Here is a 25,666-nt window from a genome sequence, read left to right on the forward strand (position 1 = left end):
GGCGCTCAACGCGCCGACAACAGCTCGCCCAGCTCGGCCGCGTTGGTGGCCTCCAGTGCGACGACGTGGAAGCCGTCTGCAGCCAAGCCGGTGTCCCGGTCGTCGTCCTCGCCGCTGACGACAACGACCTTGGCCTCGGGCCAGACGATGTCGACAGGCCAGTAGTAGCGCCCGATCTCGGTGTCCACCTCCGGTTCCGGAACGCCGTGGCGCAGCAGCTCGGCCAGTAGGTCGCGCACCGTGTCCGACGCGTGCACGGCGTTCGGAGACCAGGTGGGCTGCAGCGGTTCGGCCCGCCCGGCCAGGTCGAGCTGCTCGAAGACCTCCAGCGCACCGGCGCGGCTCAGTTGAGGATGGAACCGCTCGTTACGGTAGGAGCGCAGACAGCCGTAGCAGGAGGTCTCCGGGCCACATTCACACCGGGCCACCCGATCGGCCGCGTATTTCAGGACCTTGTCGAGCTCGGCCGCGATCTGCTTGGCCGCACCGGCACCGGCCGGGACGGTGTCGAACAACACGATGCTGCGGGCGCCGTCGGCGCTCCAGGCGAGGGTGCCGTCGATGTCGTCCCGGCTGATCTCCAGTGCCTCGGACGCCCCTTCGAGGAGCGCGTAGAGGACCGAGAGCCACTTGGATTCGGACTCCCTGTCGTAGTCGAAGTCGGAGAAGGTGAACTCGGCGACATCGGTCTCGTATTGGTGGGCCAAGGAGACCACCGACGGCTGGCCCGTGCACGGCGCACCCGTGACCGGATGATCGTGCTTGGACGCACCTGCGCCCGCGACATGCGGGTCGGCCCAGCCGCACCACGGACACAGCAGGAACCCTGCACCGGCGCCCTCGCCGATCACCATCATTCTGGCTCTGGTGCCCGCTCTGGCCCGCACCTCGACCCCACCGGCGGATTGCCAGGGGAACACATCCGAGCTCTCTCCGATGGATTGGACGTACGTCGCTCCGGACCAATTCCTTTGTGGTACTTCGGAGCGGACGTCATGCGGCCGCCGGTCGGCGACGAAGCCGAACTCGGGGAACACACATTTGCGGATCTGTCCGAACTGCTGGTCGCAGTTCGGACACAGCGCAGCAGGGTCGAGGTCGTGTCCGCATTCGAGATGCTTGCACTCCCGGCAGACCCGATAGCGCAATTCGACCAATTCCCGCTTGGGCAACTTGTGCAGGCCACGCGAGGTCCAGACCTTGCCACCGGCCACCACTTGGTTGCCCGGAGCGTAGTCGAAGATGGCTTGACCGAGGTCGCGAGCGAGTTCGAGCTTCGCTCCGAGGTCTGTATCGCAGTGCGCGGTACGCAATTCCACAGTATCGACCGGAAATCCGTACTTCGGCAGCACGTTCTTGTTGGCCAGGTAGCCGAGCAGCTGCCGCTGCCGGATCGTGCGCAGTGTCTTCTGCAGTCGCGCACTGAGTTCGAATCGGCGTTGGCTCACGGCCTCCTCGATCAGGGAGTCGAACATGGTGATGTCGGTGACGATCTCCTGCTCGGCCAGCGACAGTGACGCGCAGAGCGTGTCGACCCATCGGTCGTCGTCGACCCCGATCTCGGCAGCGGTGGTCGGTGGGAGGACCGCACGCAGCGACCGGCGGACCCGTTCGGGTACGGGAGTGAGGAACCTGCGAACCGCCGCGGCGGCGGATTCTCCGCTCTCACCCGATTCGAAGAACTCGCCGGCATGGCGCCACTCCGATCGGTCGGTGTCGTAGCGGTCGCGGAAGTAGGCGGCCAGCGCGATCGAATGGGCATGCCGTCTCCCGATGCGAGGGTTGTCGATCGGAATCCACGGGATGCGCATGACGCCCGCGATCATGGCTGACGGGTCCTGGAATTTCGAGAGGTCGTGGGAGCTGCGCTTGGCGTAGGTGACCACGAGTGCCGCCGCGGCGGCGCGTCGCCCGGCCCGGCCCGCGCGCTGGACGTAGTTGGCTGTTTTGGGTGGCATGTTGCGGAGCATCACCGCCTGCAACTCGCCGACGTCGACGCCGAGCTCGAACGTGGTCGAACACGACAGTACGTTCACCTCTCCGGTCACGAAACGGCGCTGCACGGCGGCGGCTTCCATCGCCTCCCACTGGGCGGTGTGCTCCTGAGCGCTCAACGGAACCTTGGCCAGCGTCCGATACAGCATCCGGTAGTGATTGGTGTCCGCCCCGGTGTCCGGCACTGGGTACGGGACGAGCCGGCCCGTGCACGAGCCGTGCGGGCACACTCCGCGGATGTCGTGAATCGTGAGCCGTCGGCAGATGGTGCACCGATACCAGTCGGAGGCCCGGCCGGGACGAAGCCGCAGCCGCTCGTGCGAGAGCTGATAGACGACGCCTGCACTCTTGTCGTGTTCAGCCTCGAAGTACCCCGCTTTCTCCAGGAAGTCCCAGCACGCGTCGAGGACTTTGTCCGCGGGAGCCTGCGAGCCGATCGCGGCGAGCGCCTTTCGGACCAGCAGAAAGCGATTGTTGGTGGTGCCCGGCTTGCCGCCGGGCCGCCAGCTGATGATGCGTTTGCGATGGTCGGAGTCGGCCGACCGAAGCCGGATCCGAGCGTTGCGCGGCTCGAACAGCGGGTCGGTGATGTCGACGTCGGGCAGCAATGTCAGCGCGCCTTGCAGACGTACCGTTTTCACGAGCTCCGCCAACAGCCCCCACAACTCGTCTTCGGAGAACCCCAGCCGGACCAGGCCGGACGGCAACGGCGTCTTCCGAGTGCGCAGCAGTGACACCGACAGCAGCCCCAGTCCCTCGAGCGACTGCCGCTGATCCATCGTCATCAGCTCGGCCATCACCCAGGGATTCACTTGCCGCAACTTGCTCGACCGCGTCGCATCCTCGTCGAAGTGCTGCGCCCGGTCGGCGACCATGCGTACCTCGGCCGCCAGATCCTCCACGGACAGGGGCTCTCCCGCATTGCGCGGGTCGTGCAGGGCCTCAGTGATGTACCTCCGGGTCAGCACGCTGCCGTAGGTGCTGGACAGATAGGGCGCGGCAAAGGCGGCAGCCTGCCGAGAATCGGAGAACATCAACAGCTTGCGGCCTCCGCCCACGCGATCGCCCGCCTCGCCCTCGGCGGCGGGCAGATGCTGGTACAAGGCTGTGGCGATAACGGCGGGGGCGGCGTTGACGTCGGTGTGCAGGCGGCGAACCACCTGGCGGGCGAGAGCACCGCACTCGGTACAGGTGCTCATGACCCGACGGGCCGACCGGTGCTCACGCACCGTCAGCGTGGGCCCGCCCGGGCAACGCAGCGTGCAGGCAGAGCCAAGGATGCCGCATCCGGTGCACAAGGTCTGCCGACCCGTCTCGGCCGGGTTCGCACCGTCCTCGGCCAGCGTCGCCTCGTCCTCGTCGACGACCGCCCCTGCGCCGGTGTCCGTCAGCACCAGCCAGCGAACCGCGGCGTCCTTCTTCGCGGGCCGGAAGTACGCGGCGCCGTCCTCCACGATTCGTTCTCCCGCCAGATGCACTGCTCCGCACCGTTGACAGGTGCCGAATTCGAATACCGCTCGGCCTGTCACCGGATCGATTTCGTGCCTGCTGAGAAACACCCGCGGACCGGAATCGGCGAAGCTGACGAACGCGCCCTCGGTGGCCCGGACGAACAGGTGATACCGCGCCGACAGCACCGGGTTGCCGCGTGTGTCGACCACCCTGGAACCGAGCGCGACCAGAGCCTCCAGCTTGCGCTGGGCCGCGTCGTCGTCGGGCCACAGTTTGTCGGCCAGGGTGCCCACGTCGGTTGGTCCGGCGTGCGCGTGCCGCTTCAGGTCGGCGATCCTCCGCTCGGCGTGCAGGGCATCGGCCACGTCACCGGAGGGTGCGTGTTCGCCGATGTCGGTGAGGTCGGCATCCGGTCCGGCGAGCCGGAGCAGGTCCGTGTCGGCGATGGTCCAGGTGGGCTCGTCCCGGCGCCGCATTCGGGTGGCGGTCACCAGATCCTGTCTGTCCGGGTCTTCCGGGACGAATTCGAACTCGGCGTCGAAGAGTTTGCGGGCGAAGTCGGTCGCCTCGATGCCCTGGCTCGCCTCGGAACGGCCGGAGAGCGATGCCGAGGTCGCGATGCACTGCAGCGGACGGTCGGGTGCGACGCGGTCGCGGAGTCGTCGCAGCAGCAGGGCGACCTCGCTGCCCTGCGCACCGTCGTAGACATGCGCCTCGTCCAAAACGACGAATCTCCAGGTATCGCTGTACTCGCCATCGAACAACTCGAGATCGCGCGGGCGCAGCAACAGGTATTCGAGCATTGCGTAGTTGGTCAGCAGGATGTGCGGCGGCGCCGCCCACATCTCCTCCCTGCTCAGCAATTCGTTCGGTAGTCTGTCCACGCCCGGGTGCATCTGCGCGAAGGCCGATTCCGCGTCGGCTCGCCGCTCCTTGGTCTCCCCGGTGTAGCGCCCGAAGGTGATATCCGGGGTCGCGGCGAGCAGTTCTCGCAGGCGCTTCAACTGATCGTTGGCCAGAGCGTTCATCGGGTACAGCAGCAGTGCCCGCACACCGGGACCCAGGGTTCCCCCCGCCTTCTCGGCCACCAGTGCGTCGAGGATCGGGAGCAGGAAGCTCTCGGTCTTGCCCGAGCCGGTCCCGGTGCTCACCACCAGGTTCCGCCCGGCCGCCACCTTCCGGATGGCGGTTTCCTGATGCCGGTAGAGCGGACGGTCCAGTGCCATCGTCGCGCCGAACTCCGCGAACCCCGGGTGCAGAACGCCCTCTGCGATCAGGTCGCGCAGCGCGGCGCCGGGCTCGTAGGGGGGTGTGAGTTCCAGCAACGGGCCCTTGGTGAGCAGCGGCGTGTCGTCTACTTCCCGGTCGAACGCCTCGGCCAGTTCGGGTTCACGCGGGGCGATCAGGGTCTTGAGGTACCGCTTGTAGCTTGCTTCGATCGCGGCGCTTGCCGCGAGCGGGTCCAATCGGTCGGTCACGTCGGTTCTCCGATCAGATCGGGCTCGAGGTCGTATGCCGCCAGGGCGTCGGCGATCAACAGGTCGGTGCACACCATCGCCGGACACAGCTGCGCCAGCCGCGCCCAGTCCGCGCGCAGTGCGGGCGTCAGTGGTGCGGCCAGGCGACGACGGGCCGCGAACCGGGCCACGACGGCCAGCAGCAACGACTGCATCGACATCAACATCCACGGCAGTTCGCTGGTGTCCACCCCGTCCAGCGCCTCGTTGCGGGCGACGATCTGGTCGTAGGCGAACCGCGACACCCGGCGCACGGCTGCGAGCAACGGGTGTGATCCGGTGGTCAACCGCGACCGTGCCACATCGTCCTGCCAGACCAGTCGTTGCTCGAAGGCCTCGAACATCGCAGACGCGCGGGTGTCGGTGTCGAGCAGCGCAGCGGGGACGATGTCGCACGCGGCCTTCAACTCCTGGACGCGGTGCGGGTCGAACCGGTGCAACCGCACCGCCGAGATGTCGAAGATGCCCTCCCGCGGATCACCGATCTTGCCGGCCAGCAACTGGGGAAGGCGCTCACCTCCCGCTTCGCGCAACCGGCCGACCACCTCGCGATAGGCGGCCGAACTCGGGTCGGACGCGATCATGGGAAGGTCGGCGATGTCGAGCAGGCAGCCGATCCAAGGGTCGGCCGGCACCACGGTGCGGATGAGCGAGGCGAATTCCCGCTCGGCGAGCCCGGAGCCGATGAGCAACGCGGGAAAGCGCGCCGGCGGAATCGTGGTGTAGGACAGCGCCTCCAAGGCGGAACGCGGGTCGCACGTCAGCACCTCGTACAGCGCGGCACATATCGGTTGATCCGCGCCGAGCGCGGCAAGCGCGGCCCACACCTCCGGCAGCGCGTCGCCGCCGGCCGGCGCAGGGCCGTACCCGGCGAGGAAACGGGACAGCGCCGTCCGGGTGGAGTCCGGGTCGGAGAACCAACCGTCCTGCTCGACGTGCAGGGCATCGTCACCGGGCCGCTCCGGCACGATCGTCACCGACCAGGGATCATCGACGAACACCTGCACGGTGAGCGGACCGGCAGCGATCATGTCCTGCGGCAGGGAGGCCCGGGCATCGACGAGCGTCAGCTGCTCGGGCTCGCGCCAGGGCGCGGTGTCGGCCCAGACCAGTGCGGCCAGATCGGCGCCGGACACTCCGTCGAACACCAGGATGCCGCCTTCCACCCGAGCACCCGTGCACAGCACCGGCGGCCGGATCCTGGCCAGCGTGACCCGGTGTGTCCGGCCGTCGGCCGTGTCGATCCGGGCTACCAACACCGCGACACCGAGCGCACGGGCAGTGTCGAGAAAGGTACGCGTGGACAGTTGGAAAACGTTGTCCGGCAGCACCTTCGGCACTTCTGCCTGCCGAATCCGGCCGGTGCGGTCGAGGAGCGCCACGTCGACTTCCACCTCCCCGGGCACTCGCACCGCGACCGTGGCGTGCTCGGCGAGCTGGTCGACCGACAGCGTGGCCGCGGCCGTACGCCACTGCGCCACACCGCCCACCCCGTCGACACGCAGCTCGACGTGCGGAGGACGAACGAGCAAGCGTTCGCTGTGCTCGCCGGACCGCACCCGGATCTCCGCATCGCGGACCGTGGCCGCGAATTCGAGCCGGGCGGTGTCCGTGGCCAAGGGCGAGCGGCAGGCGATGACGCAGGAGGTGGGCGCGAGACCGTCGCCCTCGGGTAGCCGGAACTCGCCGTCGTAACGCACCGCCAGTCCCTCGGCCAGGAATACCGAATGCCGCAGATCCGATCCGAGCGGGCCGCTGACCACGACGTCGAACAACCCCAGCAACCCCACGGGTACACCGTCGAACGGGTCCAGTTCGGTTGCCTCGGCACTCGACTCCCAGTCCTGCTCGGTCAGCCAGTCGACGGTGCCCGCGCGGCGGGTACGCACCCGCCACAGGCTGGGCGCACTCGTCGGCGGCAACGCGACGGCCGGCCGTTCGGGGTACACCGACAGGCCGTTGCGGGTGGTCACCCCCTCGAGGGGGGCCGCAGGTTCGAACCGGGCGGCGGCACTGGCTCGCACCTGCCGCACCGGTCCCAGATGTTGCCGACGGCGCCAGCGGATCCCGGTCGTCTCGCTCAGGTCGTATGTTCGCGCCCGCCAGTCCGGCCAGCCGATCGGTGACACTTCGTCGACGGCGTCCAGCGGCACGTCGCTGTGCACATCGATCAGCGCCGCATCGTGCGGACACACCGCGATGACGACGTCGCGCGGCAACGCCAGATGCCGCGACAAGGCGCGCCCGGAACCGTCGAACAGCAGCAGCGGGTCGTCCTTGTCCACCAGCGGGATCCGGATCATGCCGGCCACGGATTCGTGTTCCAGAACGATCTGACGGACCGGGCGCGGAACCGGAACCGGCGTCGGTGGCTGCGTCCGTTCCTCGGCACTACCCCATGCGCGTTCGGCGTACACGGTGTGCGGCGCCCCGTCGAACCGCACGCGCCACGGGCTGTCGGGCGCGGTCCCGGGGTACGGCACCTCCACGACGATCTGCTGGTCGAGCGGCGAATAGGCCACACCCGGTTGCCTGGTGCGCGCGACCGCACTCGGTTCCCGGGGTCCGGACCCCAACGGCCGTTCCTGCAGACGATCGATCAGCGCGTCCAGCAACAGGTTCGGCAACCCGGTGGTCGCCGTGTCGAGATCGAGGTCGTTGGCGGCTTCCGGGTGTTCGGCGAAGTACTCGGCGAACTCGATGATCCGGTCCACGATGTCGACGGCGACCTCGCCGCCGAACCGGAGGAAATTGCGCACCGGCACATCGAGCGGATTGAGCCGGTAGGCCATACCCGGCGCGGTCAGCCATTCGAACACCGCGGCACCGGTTGCCTCCCGACCGGCCGCGATGTGCTGGTCGATCACGTCGACCAGGTCGTCCAGGCAATGTACCGGGATGCCGGCGTGGACTGCCATCACCTGTACGTATTGATGCCCGAGTTCCGGGAACTCACGCAGCCGGAATTTGGCGAGCAATTCGCGCAGGGCATCGCGCAGCACCGACTCGAAGTCCGGGTCGCGCGGAAGGCCGAGTTCTTCCCAGAAGCTGTCCCAGTAACGGTTTCGGTCGTAGTACAGGCCGGCGTGTCCGATCAACGTGGTCAGCGTCAATGCCGGGAACTTCGTCACGATCCACTCCGGTCCCCGCGCGCGGTGATACCGGCGGATCATCTGGGCGTACAGATCGGTGCTGCGGGCGATCTCGTCGGCGTCGAGATTCAGCTCGACGAAAAGCGACACCCGGCGCAATTCCTCGGCGCGCGCGAACTCCACATCACGCGCCTGCTGGACCAAGAACGACTCCGCCATCGCACGGACCCCCTCCTCACCTCTCACCGCACCGAGCCGGACGCCGCGAACTCGCCGGATGCCTGAACATCTTCCCATCAGGAAGAACCCGCGACCACCGGACCGTCCGCTGTCCTGTCTGTCGTCCGGCGGATCCCACACGCTACTGCGCGGTTTGCGGGTCCGTGCCGGTTCGGGAACCGAACCGGACATAATTCGTGTATCACGCCGATCACGGTCGGCGACCGAGCAGGTCGTGGTGCACGGGAGGTACGCAGTGCAGGAGTCGTTGGTACATCGAATCCGCGAACTGCTCCGCGCCGAAGGCCGCTTGACGGCGCGGGAGCTGACCGAGACCATCGATGATCCGACGGTCACCCGAACGGTTGTCAACCGCCTCCTCCATGCCCGCCAAGATGTCTTCGGCAAGTCCGACGACACCCCACCGCTCTGGTCGCTGCGCGGGTCCGGCGGCGGTGGCGCATCCTCGCCCCCGGCGGGGACCATCTCGGCGCGTCAGAGCACCTCGCGCGGACCCGCCGCCGCCCCGGGGAAACGGAAGCCGGGCCCCGGCTCCCGGGGCTGGCAGGAACAAGCACTCGCCGCTTGGCGGGGACTCGGTCACCGAGCTATCGTCGAGGCGGTCGAAGGGGCGGGCAAGACCTCCCTGGGCATCGCCGCCGCCGCGGAAGCCACCCGAGCCGGGCGTCAGGTGGTGGTGCTGGTCCGGGACAGCGAGGACCAGCACCGCTGGATCGAGGCGCTGCGCGGCGCACTGCCCGACCGCAGCATCGCAGGGTCCGCTCCGCACCCGCTGCCCGCGCACGGTGACGTCACCGTAGTCACTGCCCGCGGCGCCATCCAGGACCGGATGATCGACAGGCAGGCCGACCACCCTCCGACGGTACTGATCGTCGACGACGTCCACGATTACAGCGCGGGCGCGTACGCCAAGGCTCTGCTGCCCGCCTTCCAGTGGCGACTCGCGCTCACCTGCGGCGCGGAACGCGGTGACGGCCTGATGGAGTCGGTCGTCCGGCCGTATTTCGGCGAGATCGTCGCCGGCTGCGATTACCTGCACGCTGTCCAGCACGGCCTGCTCCCCCGCATACGGCTGGCCCAGGTGCCGGTGCGGCTGACCGCGAGCGAAGAGCGGATCCTGCATACCGCCGAAGACCGGGCCGAACAGGCACTGGACACACTCGTCGGCACCTATGGCGCGCCCGACACTCGCTCAGCCGCCGAGGGATTCGCGCGAGCCCAGCTGGATGCGCGAGGGCCTGCCGCGGTCTTCGCACGACGCTACCTCGATGCGCTCGGTAAACGCAGTGAACTGCTCGCCGGATGCCAGGAGAAGCTGGCCTTGCTGCGCAACCTTCCGGTCCCCGCGTTGACTCGCACCCAAACGATCTTCTTCACCGACCGGCCCGCCACCGCCACCCGTCTCGTCCAGCTCCTGGGGCAGAGCGACCTGGAGATCGCCCGCGTCGGCGAGGATCTCGCCGCCATCACTCGCGACGAGGTCCACCGGCGGCTCCGCGAGCGCAGCCTGCACGCCGTCGTCGAGCACCGCGGACTGGATCCGGCGCTGACGGTGCCGTACGTCGGCATGGGTGTGTTCGTCTCCCCCGACCTCACCGAGCGGCAGTTGGCGCACCGGCTCGGCCGGGTGATCCACCCCGATGCCCCGCAGGCGCCGGTGGTACTGCTGGCTTTCGTCGAAGGTTCCTCCGAAGACCCCAAACATGTCGGGGCCCACCTTCGTAGGCTGAGACAGATCGCCGAGGAGGAGATCACGACCGACATCGCCGGGCTGCCCGGCCTGCTCGACCGGTGGCTTGCCCACCCCGGGCCGAACCGGCACCCCGGTGCGGTCCACCCGACACCCGCACCGGGGGCGCCGAACCCCGGTCCCGCCGCTTCCGAACCGAAAGCCGAGGCCGTGATGACAGAACTCAGCGACCAGCTCCTCGCCCAGGGTGGGATCGCTACCGCCGACGAACTCGGCGATCTCCTGGGGCTCACCGACCCCCGGGAGATGGCCGCCGCCGTCACCGCGGCCGCCGGGGCGGGCCTGCTCGACTTCCGTCCGGTCGAGGACGGCACCGAGGAACTGGTGTTGCTGGCGGCCGACGTCGGCGGCAGCGCGGATCAGCGCGGTGCCGCGCTGGAGCGGATCACGCGGTGGGCAGCGCGCTCGGCGGACCCGATCGAGGAATTCCCTGGGCTCGTCCGCGCGGTGGCTCCGCTGCGGGTGCCGCGCCACCGGCTCGTCGGCATCGCGGCGTTCCTGCGCGGCACCACCCCCGCCGGTCTGCTCTGACAGTTCGCGACAGGGCCTGTCGGCAAATCACTCGACGGTCCCTTCGCGGGCCAAGGGCAGCGCCAGCGCCAGCGCCGCGACAGCGCGGTCGGTGATCTCGGGCTGCCCCAGCGTATGCAGGGCTCGCCGCAGCAGCTCTCTGCGGTCGCCCCAACCGGTTTCGGCCGCGGCCGCCGCGATTGCCGCGGCGAGTTCCCGAATCGGCACCTGGTCTATCGCTCGGGGGCCGAGCGTGCGGCGGGCCGTGAGCGGCTGCTCCGGCGTGCGAAAGGTCCGCGCGGCGGAGTCGCCCGTCGGGACCGGATCGTCGACGAGCAGATCACCGCTGTCGACAGCCGCGTCGAGCAGTCGTTCGACCATGTCCGCGATACCGGCGTCGGCAGCCGAGCCCGCGGACCTCGAATAAGCGGCCAGTACCCGGGAGCCGGTCACCGGCCCCTCGACGTCGACGATCCGCACCAGGTCTTTGGTCACCGTGCTCGGCGACGCGACACCGGGCGCGGCGAGCGGTTCGGCGAACGCCCGATAGGGGACCACCACTTCGGCCCCGGACTCCGTGGGAGGGGGCGGTTGCTCCGCCTGTGGCACCCCGATCGGCTCGTCGATGGGCACCGCCGGCGCGTCCGCATCGGTGTGCGACGAATAGGACGCGGCCTCTTCGTCATGGTCTGCGGCCCGCGGCCGCACGGTGTCGTCCGACCGTTCTGCCACCACCGGCGCGAGCTCGGCCGCCGTGGCCGCCGAAGTCGTTTCCTCCTCGCTGACGGGCAGGAGGCCGAGTTCGTCGAAGGTGGCCCACAGCGGCGCCAACGCCGCGTCCGGGTCGCGCAGGAACTGTGACTGTCGGATGCGCACGAACGGCCATCCGCACCGTTGCAGGTCGCGCTGCCGCGCCAGGTCGGCGTCGAACGCCGTCGGACCGTCCCAGCGGTCGCCGTCGCACTGGACCGCCACCCGCGCCTGCGCGCCGGTCACGACCATGTCGATGTCGTAGCCCGTCGCGTCGTAGTGCGCGCTGACGCGATAGCCGCGTTCGACGATCCTGTTGAACACCTGCTGCTCGAACAGCGATTCGAACGGCGCGACCACGCGGTCCTCGGGTACCGGCTCCGGCCGCTCGCCGATCTGCTCGGCATCCTGCCGCCACGTCTCGAGGCAGTAATCCAGCAACCGATATCGCATGTCATCGGGATTGCGCAGGTCATCAAGAGTGACCGAGTGGAACAACCAGAGTTGGTCGCGGGCCCGGGAGACCGCGACGTTGTAGCGCTGGATCGCCTCTTCCCGGTTCTGTGCCACCAGCCGTGACTCGCCACCGCGAGCCTTGACCATCGACAGAAAGATGACGTCGCGTTCGGCGCCCTGGAAGTCGGCGGCGTCGCCGCAGCGCAGTTGCCTGCGGGTCAACTCCTCCGGCTGGAATCGCGTGAGCAGCTTGTCCCAGACGAGTTTGGCCTGCTGGACGCCGAGCAGGGAGATCACGCCGAAGGTCTTGCCGTCGTAGGCAGGATCTTCGATGCAGCGTGCGATCTGCTCCACGATCCGGTCGGCCTCGGCGACATTGGTGTTGATCTTGGGAGGATTCGTGCCGTCGGGCACATACACCGTGCGGATGGGCGGCAACCGATCGGCACCGAACATTCGCACCGGTATCAGGCGCACGTTGTGCGGCTCGTAGGCGATCTTGTTGGAGAAGCCGATGATCTCCGGCACGCAGCGCCGGTGCTCCACCAAAGTCAACCGGGCCGGGAACCGCATGGTGGCCTCGTCGAACAGGCTGCGCTTGGGTTCCTGCCAGGTGGCTCGGTATTTGTCGTCGAACAGGTACTGGCCGGCGAGCTTCTCCAGCTCCTTCTGATCGACGCCGACCGCGGACGGCGACACCTGCTTGTCGTCGCCGATCACCACGATGCGCGGCGCGAGGTACTGCAGGAACACCGATTCCAGCCCGGCTTGAGATGCCTCGTCGACCACGACCACGTCGAACATGTCCTGCTCGATGTCGAGCTGCTCGACCACGCGGTAGATCGGCATGATCCACACCGGAACCGCCGAGCGACAGCGCGCCAGCGTCTGCTTGATCTCCGCGCGTCGCCTGTTGGCATGGACGCCGGTGCCTTTGCCGAGCTTGCGGACCAACTGAACGTACTGGCGCAGATCCGCGCGCGAGCTGTGACTCAACCGTCCTGGCCCGACCGCCCGGTCCCACGCGCGTGTCACGGCCAGTTCGGTCGCCTCCGCACGCAGGCGGTCCTCGATCGAATCGAGTTCCAGGAACAGGTCGTTGACCTGCTCGTCCACCCGCTCGTCCAGCCAACGGCCCGCCGCCGCCCATCCCCATGCGGCGGGCAAGGTCGCCAGTCGCGTCTCCCACTCCGGATCGCCGATGGTCTCCAGAATCCGCGAGTGCAGAGCGGGCACGGTGGCAATCCGTGCGTCGAGGTCCCGCCGCTGGGCGTATCTGGCACGCAGCTCACGGAGTTCGGCCAGTCGCGCATGGGCGCGGTGATAAGAACGGGTGTCCGCCCGCTCGACCGTGGCGCGCAGTTCGTGCAGGTTCGCGGTGGCCCGGGGGTGATTGCCGAGGGTGGTGAGCTTGGCGAGAAGTTCATTGATGGGAGCTTGCGCGGCGTGTAACTCGTCGAGCGCTGTCACCGCATCGAATGCCTGCACCATCCGCTGCACCGAGACCGGGTCCGCCCAATCGGGTTCGGGCAGGCCGTAAGTGCGCAGCTTCGCACCGGCGGCCTGCAACTGTGTGCCGAAACCCAGGATGCCCTGCAACCGCTGATGTCGTTCCCGATGCCAGGCCAGCCGCCACCCCGGCGCGCCGGCCTGCGGCTGCGCGAGGCCCTGCCACGCGGCATCGAGCTGGTTCAGCAACCGGCTCGCTTGCTCGTACTGCCGGAACTTCTCCAGCTGCTCGGCGGTGGTAGGAATCCGGCCGTCCACACGCACGGCGTCGAACAGCGGCTTGGCGTCCTTGATGACCTTGGCCGCGGTGAGCCCCATCTTCGGCGAACCGTCGGCCTGGATCTTGAGTTCGCCCTTCTTGGCGATGTGCGCCTGCACCGCTTCGGCGAGCGCCACCAGAGGCGCGAGGTCCGTACTGGTTACGGTGACCTCGCTGATTCCGACAGCCGTGACCGCGGCCTCCGCATGGGTGAGTAGTTCCGCGATGCGCTGGGCCCTGGTCTGCCACTCCATCGGCCGTCCGGCACGGACATCGAGCAGGGCATCGCGGATCCAGGTCTCGCGGTGATCCACCAGCTCGGCCGCCGCCCGGTCCTGGCCCTGCACCAGTTCACGCAGCTCGGCACGTGTGGCCAGGGCCAACGTCACGATCCGGCGGACCCATTCGGTCTGCCCGACCTCCTGGTATTCGCGGCATCGCTGCTGGGCAGTGGCGCGGCGGGCGAACCACTCGTCCACCTGGGCCGGCGGCGGCAATTCGGCGGTGGTGACCAGCTGGGGCGCCTGTGCCTCCGGGTCGCGCAGCGAGTCGTCCAGCACCAGCTCCCGCCACAGCGTGTACTCCTGCGCGGTCGCGGGCGGCGCCTCGGCGGCGCCGGGGGCGACGAGCCCGGCGATCCAGCCGTGTCGTTCCCGGTCTGCGCGGTGCTGCGCCACGATATCGGTGAGGGTGCCACGGTACCCGGCGACGTCGTAGCCGCGCACTTCGGCTTCCCGAGCGGCGCGCAATCTGCGCAGGAGGTCGGCGCGGCGCTCCCGCAGCTCGTCGATGCGGCGTTGCGCGGCGGTGATCTGACGCTCGCATCGTGCCGGGTCGTGCTCGGCGGCGGCTTCGGAGATGCGTTCGACGGCCACTTCGAGATCGGCGAAGGAGTCCCGCGAGGTGCCGACGACGGCGACCGACAGCGGCTTGATCTCGTCGGGCAGCTTGCCGCGCACCTCCTCGAGCGCGCGATCGGTATGCGCGGTGACCAGTACTCGTTTGCCTTGTGCCAGCAGATGCGCGATCAACGCCGCGGCGGTGTGGGTCTTGCCGGTGCCGGGCGGTCCCTGCACGATCGTGTGGGCGCTCGAGTCGACATGGTCGAGGATGCGCAACTGCACCTCGTTGAGCGGCATGGGCAGGAAGCTGTCCGCACCGTCGCGCACGACAGCGCCCTCGTCGCTGGGCTTGTCCCGGCGGGGCACGTAGTCGGGATCGACAAGGTTACGAATGCCCTCCGGCACCTCGTCCTGTTGTCGGATCCGCTGGGCGATCGAGTCCAGCACGCGCACCAACCCGCGTTTCCCGCGTGAACGCAGGATCACCGCGGGCGCGTAGGCGCCGGTCGGCTCCCGTCCGGGTGCGGGCACGGTCATCTGGTCGAGATAGTCGGCGCCGTAGTGGATGCAGTTGATCACCCGCCGGACCAACGCCCCCACGGCCGACTGATCGAACGGGTCGACCGCTTCCCGGCGCGCGAACTCCTCGGCCTCGTGCAGGTGCGTGGCACTGCTGAGATGGCTGTGGTCGAGGAAGTCCATCAGTTCGACCGATACTCCGCCACCGCCGCTCTCGACCGAAACGGCAAGGGCACCGGAGTCGGTGTCGAAGTCGATTTTGACCGGAACCGTCAGCACATGCCTGCGCACGGTGGCGCCGGACGGCGGCTTCCAGCTCAGGCACCCAAGTCCCAGCACGGCCTCGGTCGTCTCCGATGCCGCACTCAGCCGGGTGTAGACGTCGTAGAGCTCGCGATAGAGGCGGTGGGCGAGCAGATCACGGCGGGCTTTCAACGACCACGGCCGCCACCTCGTCATCCAGGCATTGAATCCTTCGACCACCTCCGGGTGATCGGCCAGCGACTCCGCACCGTGGGGACCGACACGAGTCTCACGCAGTTCCGGCTCGACCTCGGGGTCGTCGAGGCGTCCCGGTGCCAGCCACTCGCGCACCCGCGCGTCGTGCAACTCGGCCGCGGGCTCGACCCGCACCTTGGCGACCACCAGGAACGGCTCGCCCGCTGCCTCCGGCTGGTAGGTCACGGCCGGATGGACCGGCAGATCCGCCAGCCAGAGCACCGTTCCGAGGTCGGCCACGTCGGCGATCTTCGTCATGCCGATGTCCTGGACACGGGCCAGATAGTGGAACAACCGCGCTCCGCGGTCGGCCAGCGGCGCGCCCCCGCCCGTCATTCCCGCCACCGCAGTCCTCCTACTGTCCGTTCCCGCAACTGTCGATCGCGCGGGTCGATCCTCCGCGCTGTGCCCGGTGTCCCGAACGCTATCGCCAACCGAGAGCCGCGTGCTACAGCGGCTGAGGTCAGGTCCATCGGCGTAGATCCCCGACAAGCTCGCGCACTTCCGATACCCGGCGATCCGATGGCCCGTACCGCGCCTCGAGTTGGGCCTGCAACCTCCGGAAGCGCTCCATCGCGTCTTCGGAATGCCCCAGCTGCAGCAGACACTCGGCGAGGCGCCGTTGGCAGAACATGACCTGGTCGTCGTAGGGCCCCCGCTCGGCGGTGAGGTCATCGATCAAGGTGCGGTAGAGATCGGCGGCCTCGTCGAACGCACCCGATTCGAACCGCAAGCCCGCCAGCTGGATCCGGGCGTCGACGATATCGGCGTCACGGGCGCCGAGCAGCGGGATGGCGGCCTGCAGGGCCGTGTGCAGGTGGCGCACCGCCGGATGATAGCGGGATTCGTCAGCCAGGCGCCTGGCCTTCTCGATGGCGCGGTGCAGGTCGCCGCGGCTGAGATCGTCCGTCGGGACGACCACCGTTTCCGCGGCGGCCGTCGGCGGGATCACCGGGTCGGGCACCGGCGCGATCATCGTCGGCGCCGTTCGGCTCGATCCGGGCGCGCTGACGGCCACGGCATACATACGAGCGGGGCTGTCGACGTCGTCGATCAGTTCGGCGATGTCGCAGGCGTGACGCATCAGTACCGCGTGCACGGCGGCCGCACCCGCCGGCCGGCTCTCGGGCTTCTTCTCCAACATGCACATGACCAGGCCGGCCATGTCCGCGGGGATACCGGGGCATTCCACGCGAATGTCCGGCGGCGGGGTCGAAACCTGCTGGGACCACACGCTGAACGCGTTGGTGCCGGTGAACACACGTTCACCGGTGAGCAACTCGTGCAGGATGAGCCCCAGGGCGTACAGGTCGGTCTGGGGGCTGATCTCGCGCGACTCGATCTGCTCCGGCGCCATGAAGGCCGGGGTTCCGATGGTCTGGCCGGTGGAGGTGTACCGGCTGCGGTCGGCATCCAGGGCGACGGCGAGTCCGAAGTCGAGCACCTTCAGCGTTCCGTTGTCACAGAGCATCAGGTTCGACGGTTTGAGGTCCCGATGGTAGATCCGATGCCGGTGGGTGGCCGCCAGTACCGCGGCGGTCTGCGCGCCGAGCGCGGCGACGATCCCGATCGGCAGCCGCCCACGGCGGACGAGCAGGTCGTCGAGGGTCACCCCGTCGACGAATTCCATCACCAGATAAGGCCGGAACGGCTCGGTGTCGGTGAGCCCGGCATCGTAGATCGCGGGCGTGCCGGGATGGCTGACGGTGGCCATCAGCTCGGCTTCCCGCAGAAAGCGTTTCGTCCACTCACTGTCGGATTCGAGATCGGCGTGGGTGAGTTTGACGGCCACCCGCCGTTTCAGGTTGCGATCGAATCCCTCGAACACCTGCCCCATACCACCGGCCCCGACCTGGCGGATGAGGTCGTAGCGTCCCCCGACCTGCACCGGTCACCTCCGTGCTTCTCGACTACCCACCCAGATCACCGGTGTCGGCCGGACGCAGCCGCGCCGTCGCCAGACCGCGGTATCCGATCCGGACCAGCGCTTCGATGGTCGCGCGACGCTGCAGCCAGTCCTCCTCGAGCTTACGCAGCCGGGCGAACGCCCGCGCATACCGGCGCTGGTCGGCCGGGGTCAGGCGCGGCAGTGCGACCTCGTAGAGATCGATGCTGCCACGGGACCCTTCGACCGCCGCGCGCAGCACACCGGCGAGGAACTCCGGGTCGAGCACCTCGGGGTCGGCGCGCACGAGTTCGATGCCGGGACCGAGCAGCACACCTTCTCCCTCCCGGAACACCCGTACGATCCGATCGGCCATCACCGCGACCACATCTCCCGGACGCACCGGCACCGCTCCCGGAGCCTGCTCATCGCCCAGGCGCGACGGCGGGCGGCCCAGCCGGACGTCCTTGGCAGTCCACATCGGGACACCGGTCTCGGCACGGACCGTCGGGGGCGACTGATGGAAGCTCACCATCCCTGCCTCGGCCAGTTCGCCGAGGGTGACAACGCCCGCCGCGGGTTCTGCCGGCGCCAGCGCGGGTGCGGTCTCCAGCGGCGATTCGGAGAGCGTTGCCAGCAGGTCCGGGTATCTGTCGAGCTCGGTGGTGCCGGGGTCGGCCGGCGTCAGATCCACGCGGTCGTCCAGCCGATCGATGACGCGGACCGCGTACCCGGCCGCATCAGGGTGTGTGGGATGGTCGCGGAACGCCCGCCACGCTGTCGCCACCCGTGTCGGGTCGCCCGCGGCATCAATGAGCAGGACATGGTCAGGACGTTCGCCGTCGGTGCCGGACAGCACCCACAGGTGCCGGTCGGCGTCCAGGCCCGCCACGAGCGCGCGCAGCACACCCTTGCGCAACGACACTCCGCGCAGCGTCCGCGCCTGCCTGCTCGTCGCGGCGGACACCGGCATCGGCACCGCGACCAGGCCCGTTTCGGAAACCTGGGTCAGGCATTGGTGCAACCACGCTTCCGCACCGTCCGCCGACGTCCAGCGCCGATCGCCGTCGTCGCCGTACAGGCCGGGGTCGTACAGGTTCGCCTCGAAAGTCTGCTCGGCGAATTCATGCCACATGCCGGATCCTCCCGCCTGGTTCGTCCGGACGGACGCTATCGCCCGTCGCTCGATCCGGCATCGCCGAACGGTTCTCCCGCACTCTCCTCCGCGTCACCGGCCGGGGCGATCCCGCCGGTCGTCAGCCCGGCCACGACCTTGTCCGCGAGGTCGTCGACCGCCGCCGCCGCCTGCGCGGCGGCGCTGCGCAACCGGAACAGTCTGCGCAGCAACGCGCCGTAACGCTGCTGCTCGGCCAAGGTCAGCACCGGGACGCGCAACCGGCCGGGATCGAAACGCATCGTCGTGGCCCGGGCCGCGGAGCTGTTGCCCGCGAGCAGGAAGCCCGCCAGGAACCAGGGATCGAGCCGATCCGTGTCCACCCGCAGGGTGTGCAGATTCGGCCCGCGCGCCGCAGCCACGTCGTCCGGTCCGGCAACCCGGACGGCGCGCCCCCCTTGCCGGTCGCCGCGCGCAGTCGCCAGCAGGACGTCACCGACCTCGATCCCCACGTCGTCACCGCTCCCCGGACCCGTCACGGCGCTCTCACCACCGGTACCGGAGTCCTCTCGCGCCGCTGACTGCGCGCGGATCCATTGCAGCCAGCCGTGACCGGCGAGTTCGGCGACTGTAACGTGCCGCCAGGTACGCGCGGCTCCCTCGAGCCAGCCGTCGAGCGACGCACGGACCGCCTCGAGTTCGTCACCGGCAGCTGCCAAGCGGTGGGCCGTCGATTCCAGCTGACCGGTGAGCGCGCCGGTGTCGACCACCAGGTGGACGTAGCGGGACGGGGTCAGATCGACCGATTCGTCGAGCACATCGATGGACCCGACCGCTGCGGCGGCGTCGGCCTCGGCGCCGGGATCCCCGCCTTCGTCGAATGCCCGCCAAGCTCGCGTCACCTGATCGGTGACAAGCTGCCAATCGGTGCTCTGTTCCCCCTCACCGATCGCGCCCATCAAGGTGGTGTCCACGAAAAGCACGTGGTCGGCCGGGCGCACATCCGGCAGCGGCCGTTGCAGCACCCAGATCTGGAGTCCCACGTGCCAGGGCAGTGCGGCACCCGGCGGTAACGCGATGACCGCGCGCAGAATGCCCGCACGTACCAGGTTGGCTCGGATCTTGCGGCCGGAGGGCCGGGCGGCCACGGCGGGCGGCAACAGCACCGCGGCGACGCCCCCGGGACGCAGATGTGCGACCGCGTGCTGCACCCAGGCCAGCTCCGATTCCATCCGCGACGGCAGCCCGTACTGCCATCGGGTGTCGAATGCCAGCTCGGCGGCGCCCCAGTCACGTTGACCGTAGGGCGGATTGGTGAGGACGACGTCGGCGGTGAGGTCGGCGAAGGCATCGGCCTGCAGGCTGTCGCCCAGGCGGATGTCGGCCTCGAGCCCGGTTTCCGCCGATACCGTCAGCCGCGCCCGTTCCACCTGCACCGGTAGCGCGTCCTGGCCGTGGAGATCGACGACGCCCCGTGCGGCGGCCGCCAGCAGCAGCGCGCCGCTCCCGCAGGCCGGGTCGAGTGCCGTACGCACCCGGGGTCCGGCCGCGGTGACGGCCAGTTCCGCCATCAGTGCCGCGATGGGATCGGGCGTGCGATGCACACCGGACGCCAGCGCCTCCTCCAGCGCGCGGTCGGCGAGCGCGTCGACCGCCGCCCGCGCGCCGTCCTCCTGGCGGACCCGCTCCAGCAGGGCGACCGCGCGTCGCGCGAACTCGGTGTCGACCTCGTCGTCCGCCTCGACCGCCCACCCGGCGTCGGCCGATCGCAAGCTCCGCATGAAGCGGGCCACCGCCTGCGGGGCGGCATCGCTGCGTAGCCAGGTCCGCAGTTCCGTCAGTGGTGCTTCCGAGGTCGCGATGTCGTGCTCGGCCAGCCAGGCGCGCACCTGCGCGAGGTCGAAGACCGGGCGAGCCTCGCTGCCGCCCACCGGCTTCGGGAAGTCGGTGTGCCTGCGGCGCCAATTGCTGACGGTGGCCCGCGTGACGCCGGCGAGCCGGGAGAGCTCGGCGGCGCTGATCGTGGACACAGTCTTGGACATGGTCCTCCTCTCCGGTCCGATTGCTCCACCCTGCTGCATCTGTGAGCAAAAATCAACTGCCGAAGACGTATTGACATTGCTTTCATAGAAAGCATACGGTGTCAAAGCAACGACGCCCACCGTGGTTGGTGGCCTCCACGGCGGCCGCGACCACTCTCGACTCTCCGGGGGAATCCCATGCTCACCACTCGCACACTCGCTTCCGTGCTCGCGCTCGGTGCCGCCGCCGCGATCGTCGCGGCGCCCACGGCCACCGCCGCTCCGTCGTCGGGATCCGCCGGCGGCTCGTCGTCGAGCGGATGCGGTCCCCGCTCCGGCTCGGACCATCTCTTCCTCGCCGAATCGCACTACGACGACGAGTCCTGTGGCGTGCAGGACGCCGCGATCCAGCTCGCGCACAGCAGCTGCCGCTGGCTCGACGCACACGGCGGCACCGCCCGCAACCGGATCACGCTCGCCGAAGAGCTCAGCGACACCGTCGACTACCCGTACCTCTTCGTGCGCGCCGCCACCCTCGCCTACTGCCCGCGCTACGCGCGCTGAACCAGGAGCCATCATGTCCAGCAACCACATCGGCCTGCGTGAACACGACGGCCTCGACCAGGCGCTGGCCGCGGCGTCCGCCGACGCCGCAGCCTCGGGCGCACGAGTCTTCCCCTGCACGGTGTTCCGCCAGGGCAGGCGCACGATGATCTCGACGTCTTTCCCGTACGCGTTCCTCGCCCGCCAGGTCGTCGCGGAATCGGTGGACAAGGGCGGCGATCCGGCCAACACCACCAATCGCCCGCTGATGACCGACCACGTGCGCAACATCAATACCTATGTGAGAGAGAACCGCGAGGACTACATCCTGCCGCCGGTGACGCTCAATGCCCGGCAGCTGCCCGCCCTGCACTTGCCGCGCGGCAACTTCAAGAACCGGCTCGGCTTCATGGTCATCGGCGACGAGGTCCGCTTCTACGTCACCGATGGCCAGCACCGCATCACCGCGATCCGCGGGCACGGCTCCGGCCGCTCGGCGATCCCGAGCCTGGTCGACCTCGACGACGGTTTCGAAGACGACAGTCTCGCGGTGCTGATCGTGGTGGAGGAGGACCTCAAGCGCATCCACCAGGACTTCGCCGACGCCGCGCAGACCAAACAGATCCCCGCGAGCCTGCTCGCCGTCTACAACACCCGCGAACCGGTCAACGGCGTCCTCGCCGACCTGGTCGAACGCACTCGCTTCTTCCGGGGGCGGGTGGATGCCACCTCCAAGACGCTGCCGAAGGCGTCGCAGGCGGTGTTCCTGCTGAACCAGGTGCGCCAGTTCGTCAAGGAGCTGCTTTTCGCCGACTACGCCCTGTCCGAGGATTCGGTGGCCCGGCAGAGTTCGCGGCTGATCGGCGACAAGCAGGCCAGGGACGAGCTGGTCGAGGACGCGATCGTCCTCGTCGAGACGCTGTCCGAGCACATGGATCCGTGGCGGGAGATCTGTTCGCTGCCCACCAGTGGCGGCCCGGCCAACCGGGTGGCGGACTTCCGCCAGCGCTATATCAACATGACCGCCACCGGCCTGGTGGTCATCGGCCGGGTCGCCTACGAGATCCGCAAGAGTACTGATCTCGCGTGGCGGCAGGACGCCTACAAGCGCTTGGCCACCGAGATCGATTGGCGCAGAGATGCCCTGATCTGGAGAGGCAGCATCGTGTCGCCGGACGGGAAGATCAGCACCCAGCGCGGGCCGGTGCGCGAGGCCGCCGACCGCGTCAAGCGACAGCTCGGCCTGGCCACCAGCGGACAGCCCGGCTGAGCGGGTGCCCGGCCGGGCGCGGCGCGGCCGGATGAGGTCGATCGGCTGGTCGCCGCGCCGAGCGGGCTGTACCTGGTGGAACTGAAGGCCTGGCACGGTGAGGTCGTCGCCACGAAGCGCGGGTGACTGCCGACCGATGCGGCGGGCGAACGTATCCAGCACGGCCGTCCGGTGCAGGTGACCTGGCACAAGTGCGGCGCGCTCGCCCGCCTGCTGGATCGGTTGGGCGAGCAGGTCTACATCCGCCCGCTCGTCGCGTTCTCCCGGCAGGGGCTGCGCCTGTTCCTCCCCGGCGGCGAGCTGCGTTGTGTGGTACCCGTCGACGCGCTCGTCAACCGGCTGTCCCGCCCGTCCCACAACGTCCGGGACCGGATGCCCGCCGAGCGCGTCGCACGGATCGCCACGGCGCTCGAGAACGCCGGAATCGTCGCACACGACGGTCCCAGCCCGCAGAATGAACCGACGGGGGGAGCCGACGGCCGATAGGGGAAACATGTCGATCCCCCCGCACGGTACTAAGTTGATCTGTTCGACCGTCCAGAGACCAGGAGCAGCCTCGATGACCTCCGCGCACCCCCGTGCCGACCTCAACGTCGCCCCCGGCTCGATCGTCGTGGTCCGCGACGAGGAATGGCTGGTGACCTCCGCGGAACAGGGTTCCGATGGCTGGCTGCTTCGGGTGCGCGGGCTCTCCGAACTGGTGGCCGACACCACGGCCACCTTCTACTCGTCCCTGGACGACATCGAGGTGCAGGACCCGGCGGCCGCCGAGATCGTGCCCGACGGTTCCTCCGGCTACCGCGATTCCCGCCTGTGGCTGGAGGCGCTGCTGCGCAAGACCCCGTTCCCCTACGGGGACCAGACGCTCACCGTGTCGACCCGGATGCTGGCCGACTCGCTGGGCTACCAGCGGGCCGCGGTGGCCAAGGCACTCGACCCGCGACTCATCCGCCCGCGCATCCTGCTCGCCGACGCGGTCGGTCTGGGGAAGACACTCGAGATCGGCATGATCCTGTCCGAGCTCGTGCGCCGTGGCCGCGGCGAGCGCATTCTCATCGTGACGCCGCGGCACGTGCTCGAACAGATGCAGCACGAGCTGTGGTGCCGCTTCGCGCTGCCGTTCGTGCGGCTCGACTCCGCGGGCATTCAGAAGGTGCGCCAGAAACTCCCTGCCACGCGTAACCCGTTCACCTACTACAAGCGCGCCATCATCTCCATCGATACCCTCAAGAGCCCTCGCTACAAAGCGCACCTCGAGCGCCAGCACTGGGACGCCGTGGTGATCGACGAGTCCCACAACCTCACCAATGTCGGCACCCAGAACAACGAGCTCGCCCGCGTGCTGGCCCCCAACACCGAGGCGCTGATCCTCGCCTCGGCCACGCCCCACAACGGCCGTGCGGAGTCCTTCTCCGAGCTGTTACGCCTGCTCGACCCGACCGCGGTGGCCCCGGACGGCTCGTTCGAGAAAACCGATGTGCAGACGCTGCTGATCCGCAGGCACCGGCATCACGACGAGGTCGCCGCCGAGGTGGGCAGCGACTGGGCCGAGCGCGCCGAGCCCGTGCACCGTCTCGTGCAGCCCTCCGCCGCCGAAGACGCGGTGGCCCGCGAACTGTCGCAGGTGTGGCTGCATCCGGCATCCGGCTCGTCCCCCTACTCCGGGGAGACCAAGGCGCTGTTCCCGTGGACGCTGGCCAAGGCGTTCCTGTCCTCCCCCGCCGCGTTGCGCGAGTCCATCGACCAGCGCCGCGCCAAGCTCACCGAGGGCGGACCGCGCACCCCGGAGGAGCGCGCCGAACTGGCCGCGCTGGACACCCTTTCCGATCTCAACGACAAGGCGTTCACCGAGGCGGCGGGCAAACAGGCGGCCCTGGTGCAGCGTTTGCGGGAGATCGGGGTCGGCCCGAAGTCCGACATGCGCGCGGTGGTCTTCGCCGAACGCATCGCGACTCTGAAGTGGCTGACCGAGCTCCTGCCACCCGCCCTGGGACTGAAGCCCGAGAACGTCGTGATGCTGCACGGCGGCCTCTCCGATGTGGAGCAGCAGGAGATCGTCGACAGTTTCAAACTGGAGACCTCGCCGATCCGCGTGCTCGTCACCGGCGATGTCGCCTCCGAGGGCGTCAACCTGCACGCCCAGTGCCACCACCTCATCCACTACGACATCCCGTGGTCGCTGATCCGCATCGAGCAGCGCAACGGCCGCATCGACCGGTACGGCCAGCGCCGCCCACCGGTCATCTCCTCGCTGATCCTCGAGCCCTCCGACCCCGACTTCTCCGGTGACCTGCGGGTGCTCTCGCGGCTGCTGGAGAAGGAGAACGAAGCGCACTCGGCGCTCGGTGACGTCGCCTCCTTGATGGGTAAGCACAGTGTGGGCGAAGAGGAATCGGCGATCCGGGACGTGCTGGCCCGCAAATCCACCCTCGACGAACAGGTACGTTCGATCGACGAGATCCTCGGCGGCGAGGACATCGATGCGTTCTTCGCCCAGCTCGACATGCTCGACGACGAGACCCCGGAGCTGCCCGAACTCCCCCATCAGAGCCTCTACCCCGACGACATCACCTTCCTCGACGAGGCATTGCGAGCCGCCTTCGACGACGTCCCGCACGCCGATCCCGCCGCGGGCGGCGTCGGCTGGACCGTCCACGCCAACCACAGCATCGCCGAGCTGGTCCCGCCACGCGACCTGCGCCAGCGTCTGAACCAGCTACCGCAGAACTACCTGCAGCACGGTCGGGTCTTGGAACGCCTCAAGCTCGCCACCTCACCCCAGGTCGGCGACGCCCAGTTGCGCGCCGCCAAACAGGGCAAGGGCGTGAACGGAACCACCTGGCCGGAGGCGCATTTCCTCGGCCCCCTGCACCCGGTGCTCGACTGGGCCTGCGACCGCGCGCTGAGCGCACTCGGCCGCAATCAGGTGTTCGCCATCCGCGGCGCCCTGCCCGCGCCCACCGTACTGCTGATGGGCACCCTCATGAACCGCCGCGGCCAGCTGGTCTCCCGCGTCTTCGCCACGGTCGTGTTCCCTGCCCCGCAGAATCCCGCGTTCTCCCTGGTGGAAACCCATCAGGATCTCGACTTCCTGCTCACCGACACGGGTTTGCGGCCCGGCACCGCCAATCCCGGCCCGCTCGACGACATCGAAGAGCTGCGCCCGCTCATCCCGCTCGCCGTCGAGCAGGCGGCCCAGTCGATGAAGATCATTCTCGACCAGCAGGAAAGCACGGCCACCGAGCGTCTGCGGGCGTGGCGCCGCCGCGCCGACCGATGGTATGCCGCCGCCGAGCAGCTCGAGCTGTTCGGCAGCCAGAAGTCCAAGGTGGACAAGCTGTCTCGCCGCATCGCCGAAGAGCAGCGGCTGGCCGAATCTCTCGCCCCCACCCAGCAGTTGGTGCGCCCGCTGCTGGTGATCGTCCCGGAAAAGGATCGGTGACC

At 69.0% G+C, this 25,666-nt stretch carries 12 protein-coding genes; 6 read left to right on the forward strand and 6 right to left on the reverse strand.

Going from position 1 to position 25,666, the window contains the following annotated elements; genetic code table 11:
- Positions 1-5 precede the first annotated feature (5 nt).
- Both AMO33_RS11925 and AMO33_RS11930 read right to left on the reverse strand, forming a co-directional pair.
- On the reverse strand, positions 6-5,012 hold the full coding sequence (locus AMO33_RS11925; protein WP_307584128.1) for a DEAD/DEAH box helicase: 5,007 nt from the start codon (positions 5,010-5,012) through the stop codon (positions 6-8).
- Positions 4,922-8,614, reverse strand: a complete 3,693-nt coding sequence (locus tag AMO33_RS11930) for a hypothetical protein (protein ID WP_159033814.1) — start codon at positions 8,612-8,614, stop codon at positions 4,922-4,924. Before AMO33_RS11930 ends, AMO33_RS11925 begins: the two co-directional genes overlap by 91 nt.
- On the opposite strand from AMO33_RS11930, the gene AMO33_RS11935 reads away from it, so the two are divergent.
- On the forward strand, positions 8,544-10,577 hold the full coding sequence (locus AMO33_RS11935; RefSeq protein WP_147296527.1) for a DEAD/DEAH box helicase family protein: 2,034 nt from the start codon (positions 8,544-8,546) through the stop codon (positions 10,575-10,577). The genes AMO33_RS11930 and AMO33_RS11935 overlap by 71 nt on opposite strands.
- 27 nt (positions 10,578-10,604) lie before the next feature.
- On the opposite strand, the gene AMO33_RS11940 is transcribed toward AMO33_RS11935, so the two are convergent.
- The 4 genes from AMO33_RS11940 to AMO33_RS11955 all read right to left on the reverse strand — a co-directional run bounded on the left by AMO33_RS11940 (position 10,605) and on the right by AMO33_RS11955 (position 20,430).
- Positions 10,605-15,725, reverse strand: coding sequence for an AAA domain-containing protein (locus AMO33_RS11940; protein WP_060592614.1), 5,121 nt, complete (start codon positions 15,723-15,725; stop codon positions 10,605-10,607).
- Between the two features lie 127 nt (positions 15,726-15,852).
- Positions 15,853-17,277, reverse strand: coding sequence for a serine/threonine-protein kinase (locus AMO33_RS32570; RefSeq protein ID WP_240327488.1), 1,425 nt, complete (start codon positions 17,275-17,277; stop codon positions 15,853-15,855).
- A gap of 22 nt (positions 17,278-17,299) precedes the next feature.
- Entirely contained in the window at positions 17,300-18,409 is a 1,110-nt protein-coding gene (locus AMO33_RS11950) for a DNA methyltransferase family protein (RefSeq protein WP_060592615.1), read from the reverse strand.
- Positions 18,410-18,444: 35 nt separating this feature from the next.
- A complete protein-coding gene (locus AMO33_RS11955) occupies positions 18,445-20,430 on the reverse strand; it encodes an N-6 DNA methylase (RefSeq protein ID WP_060592617.1) in 1,986 nt (661 codons plus the stop codon).
- Between the two features lie 204 nt (positions 20,431-20,634).
- Here AMO33_RS11955 and AMO33_RS11960 point away from each other — a divergent pair, with 204 nt between their 5' ends.
- The 5 genes from AMO33_RS11960 (at position 20,635) to AMO33_RS11975 (ending at position 25,664) form a co-directional block, all read left to right on the forward strand.
- Entirely contained in the window at positions 20,635-20,973 is a 339-nt protein-coding gene (locus tag AMO33_RS11960; RefSeq protein WP_159005568.1) for a DUF732 domain-containing protein, read from the forward strand.
- 13 nt (positions 20,974-20,986) lie between these two features.
- Complete coding sequence (locus AMO33_RS11965; protein WP_060592620.1) at positions 20,987-22,222, forward strand: DNA sulfur modification protein DndB; 1,236 nt, start codon at positions 20,987-20,989, stop codon at positions 22,220-22,222.
- Positions 22,223-22,288: 66 nt separating this feature from the next.
- Positions 22,289-22,348, forward strand: a complete 60-nt coding sequence (locus AMO33_RS32985) for a hypothetical protein (RefSeq protein ID WP_390502229.1) — start codon at positions 22,289-22,291, stop codon at positions 22,346-22,348.
- Between the two features lie 45 nt (positions 22,349-22,393).
- Complete coding sequence (locus tag AMO33_RS11970; protein WP_060592622.1) at positions 22,394-22,708, forward strand: hypothetical protein; 315 nt, start codon at positions 22,394-22,396, stop codon at positions 22,706-22,708.
- Between the two features lie 73 nt (positions 22,709-22,781).
- Entirely contained in the window at positions 22,782-25,664 is a 2,883-nt protein-coding gene (locus tag AMO33_RS11975) for a helicase-related protein (protein WP_060592623.1), read from the forward strand.
- The last annotated feature ends 2 nt before the right edge of the window (positions 25,665-25,666 follow it).

Source organism: Nocardia farcinica, from assembly GCF_001182745.1.
GTDB lineage: Bacteria > Actinomycetota > Actinomycetes > Mycobacteriales > Mycobacteriaceae > Nocardia > Nocardia farcinica.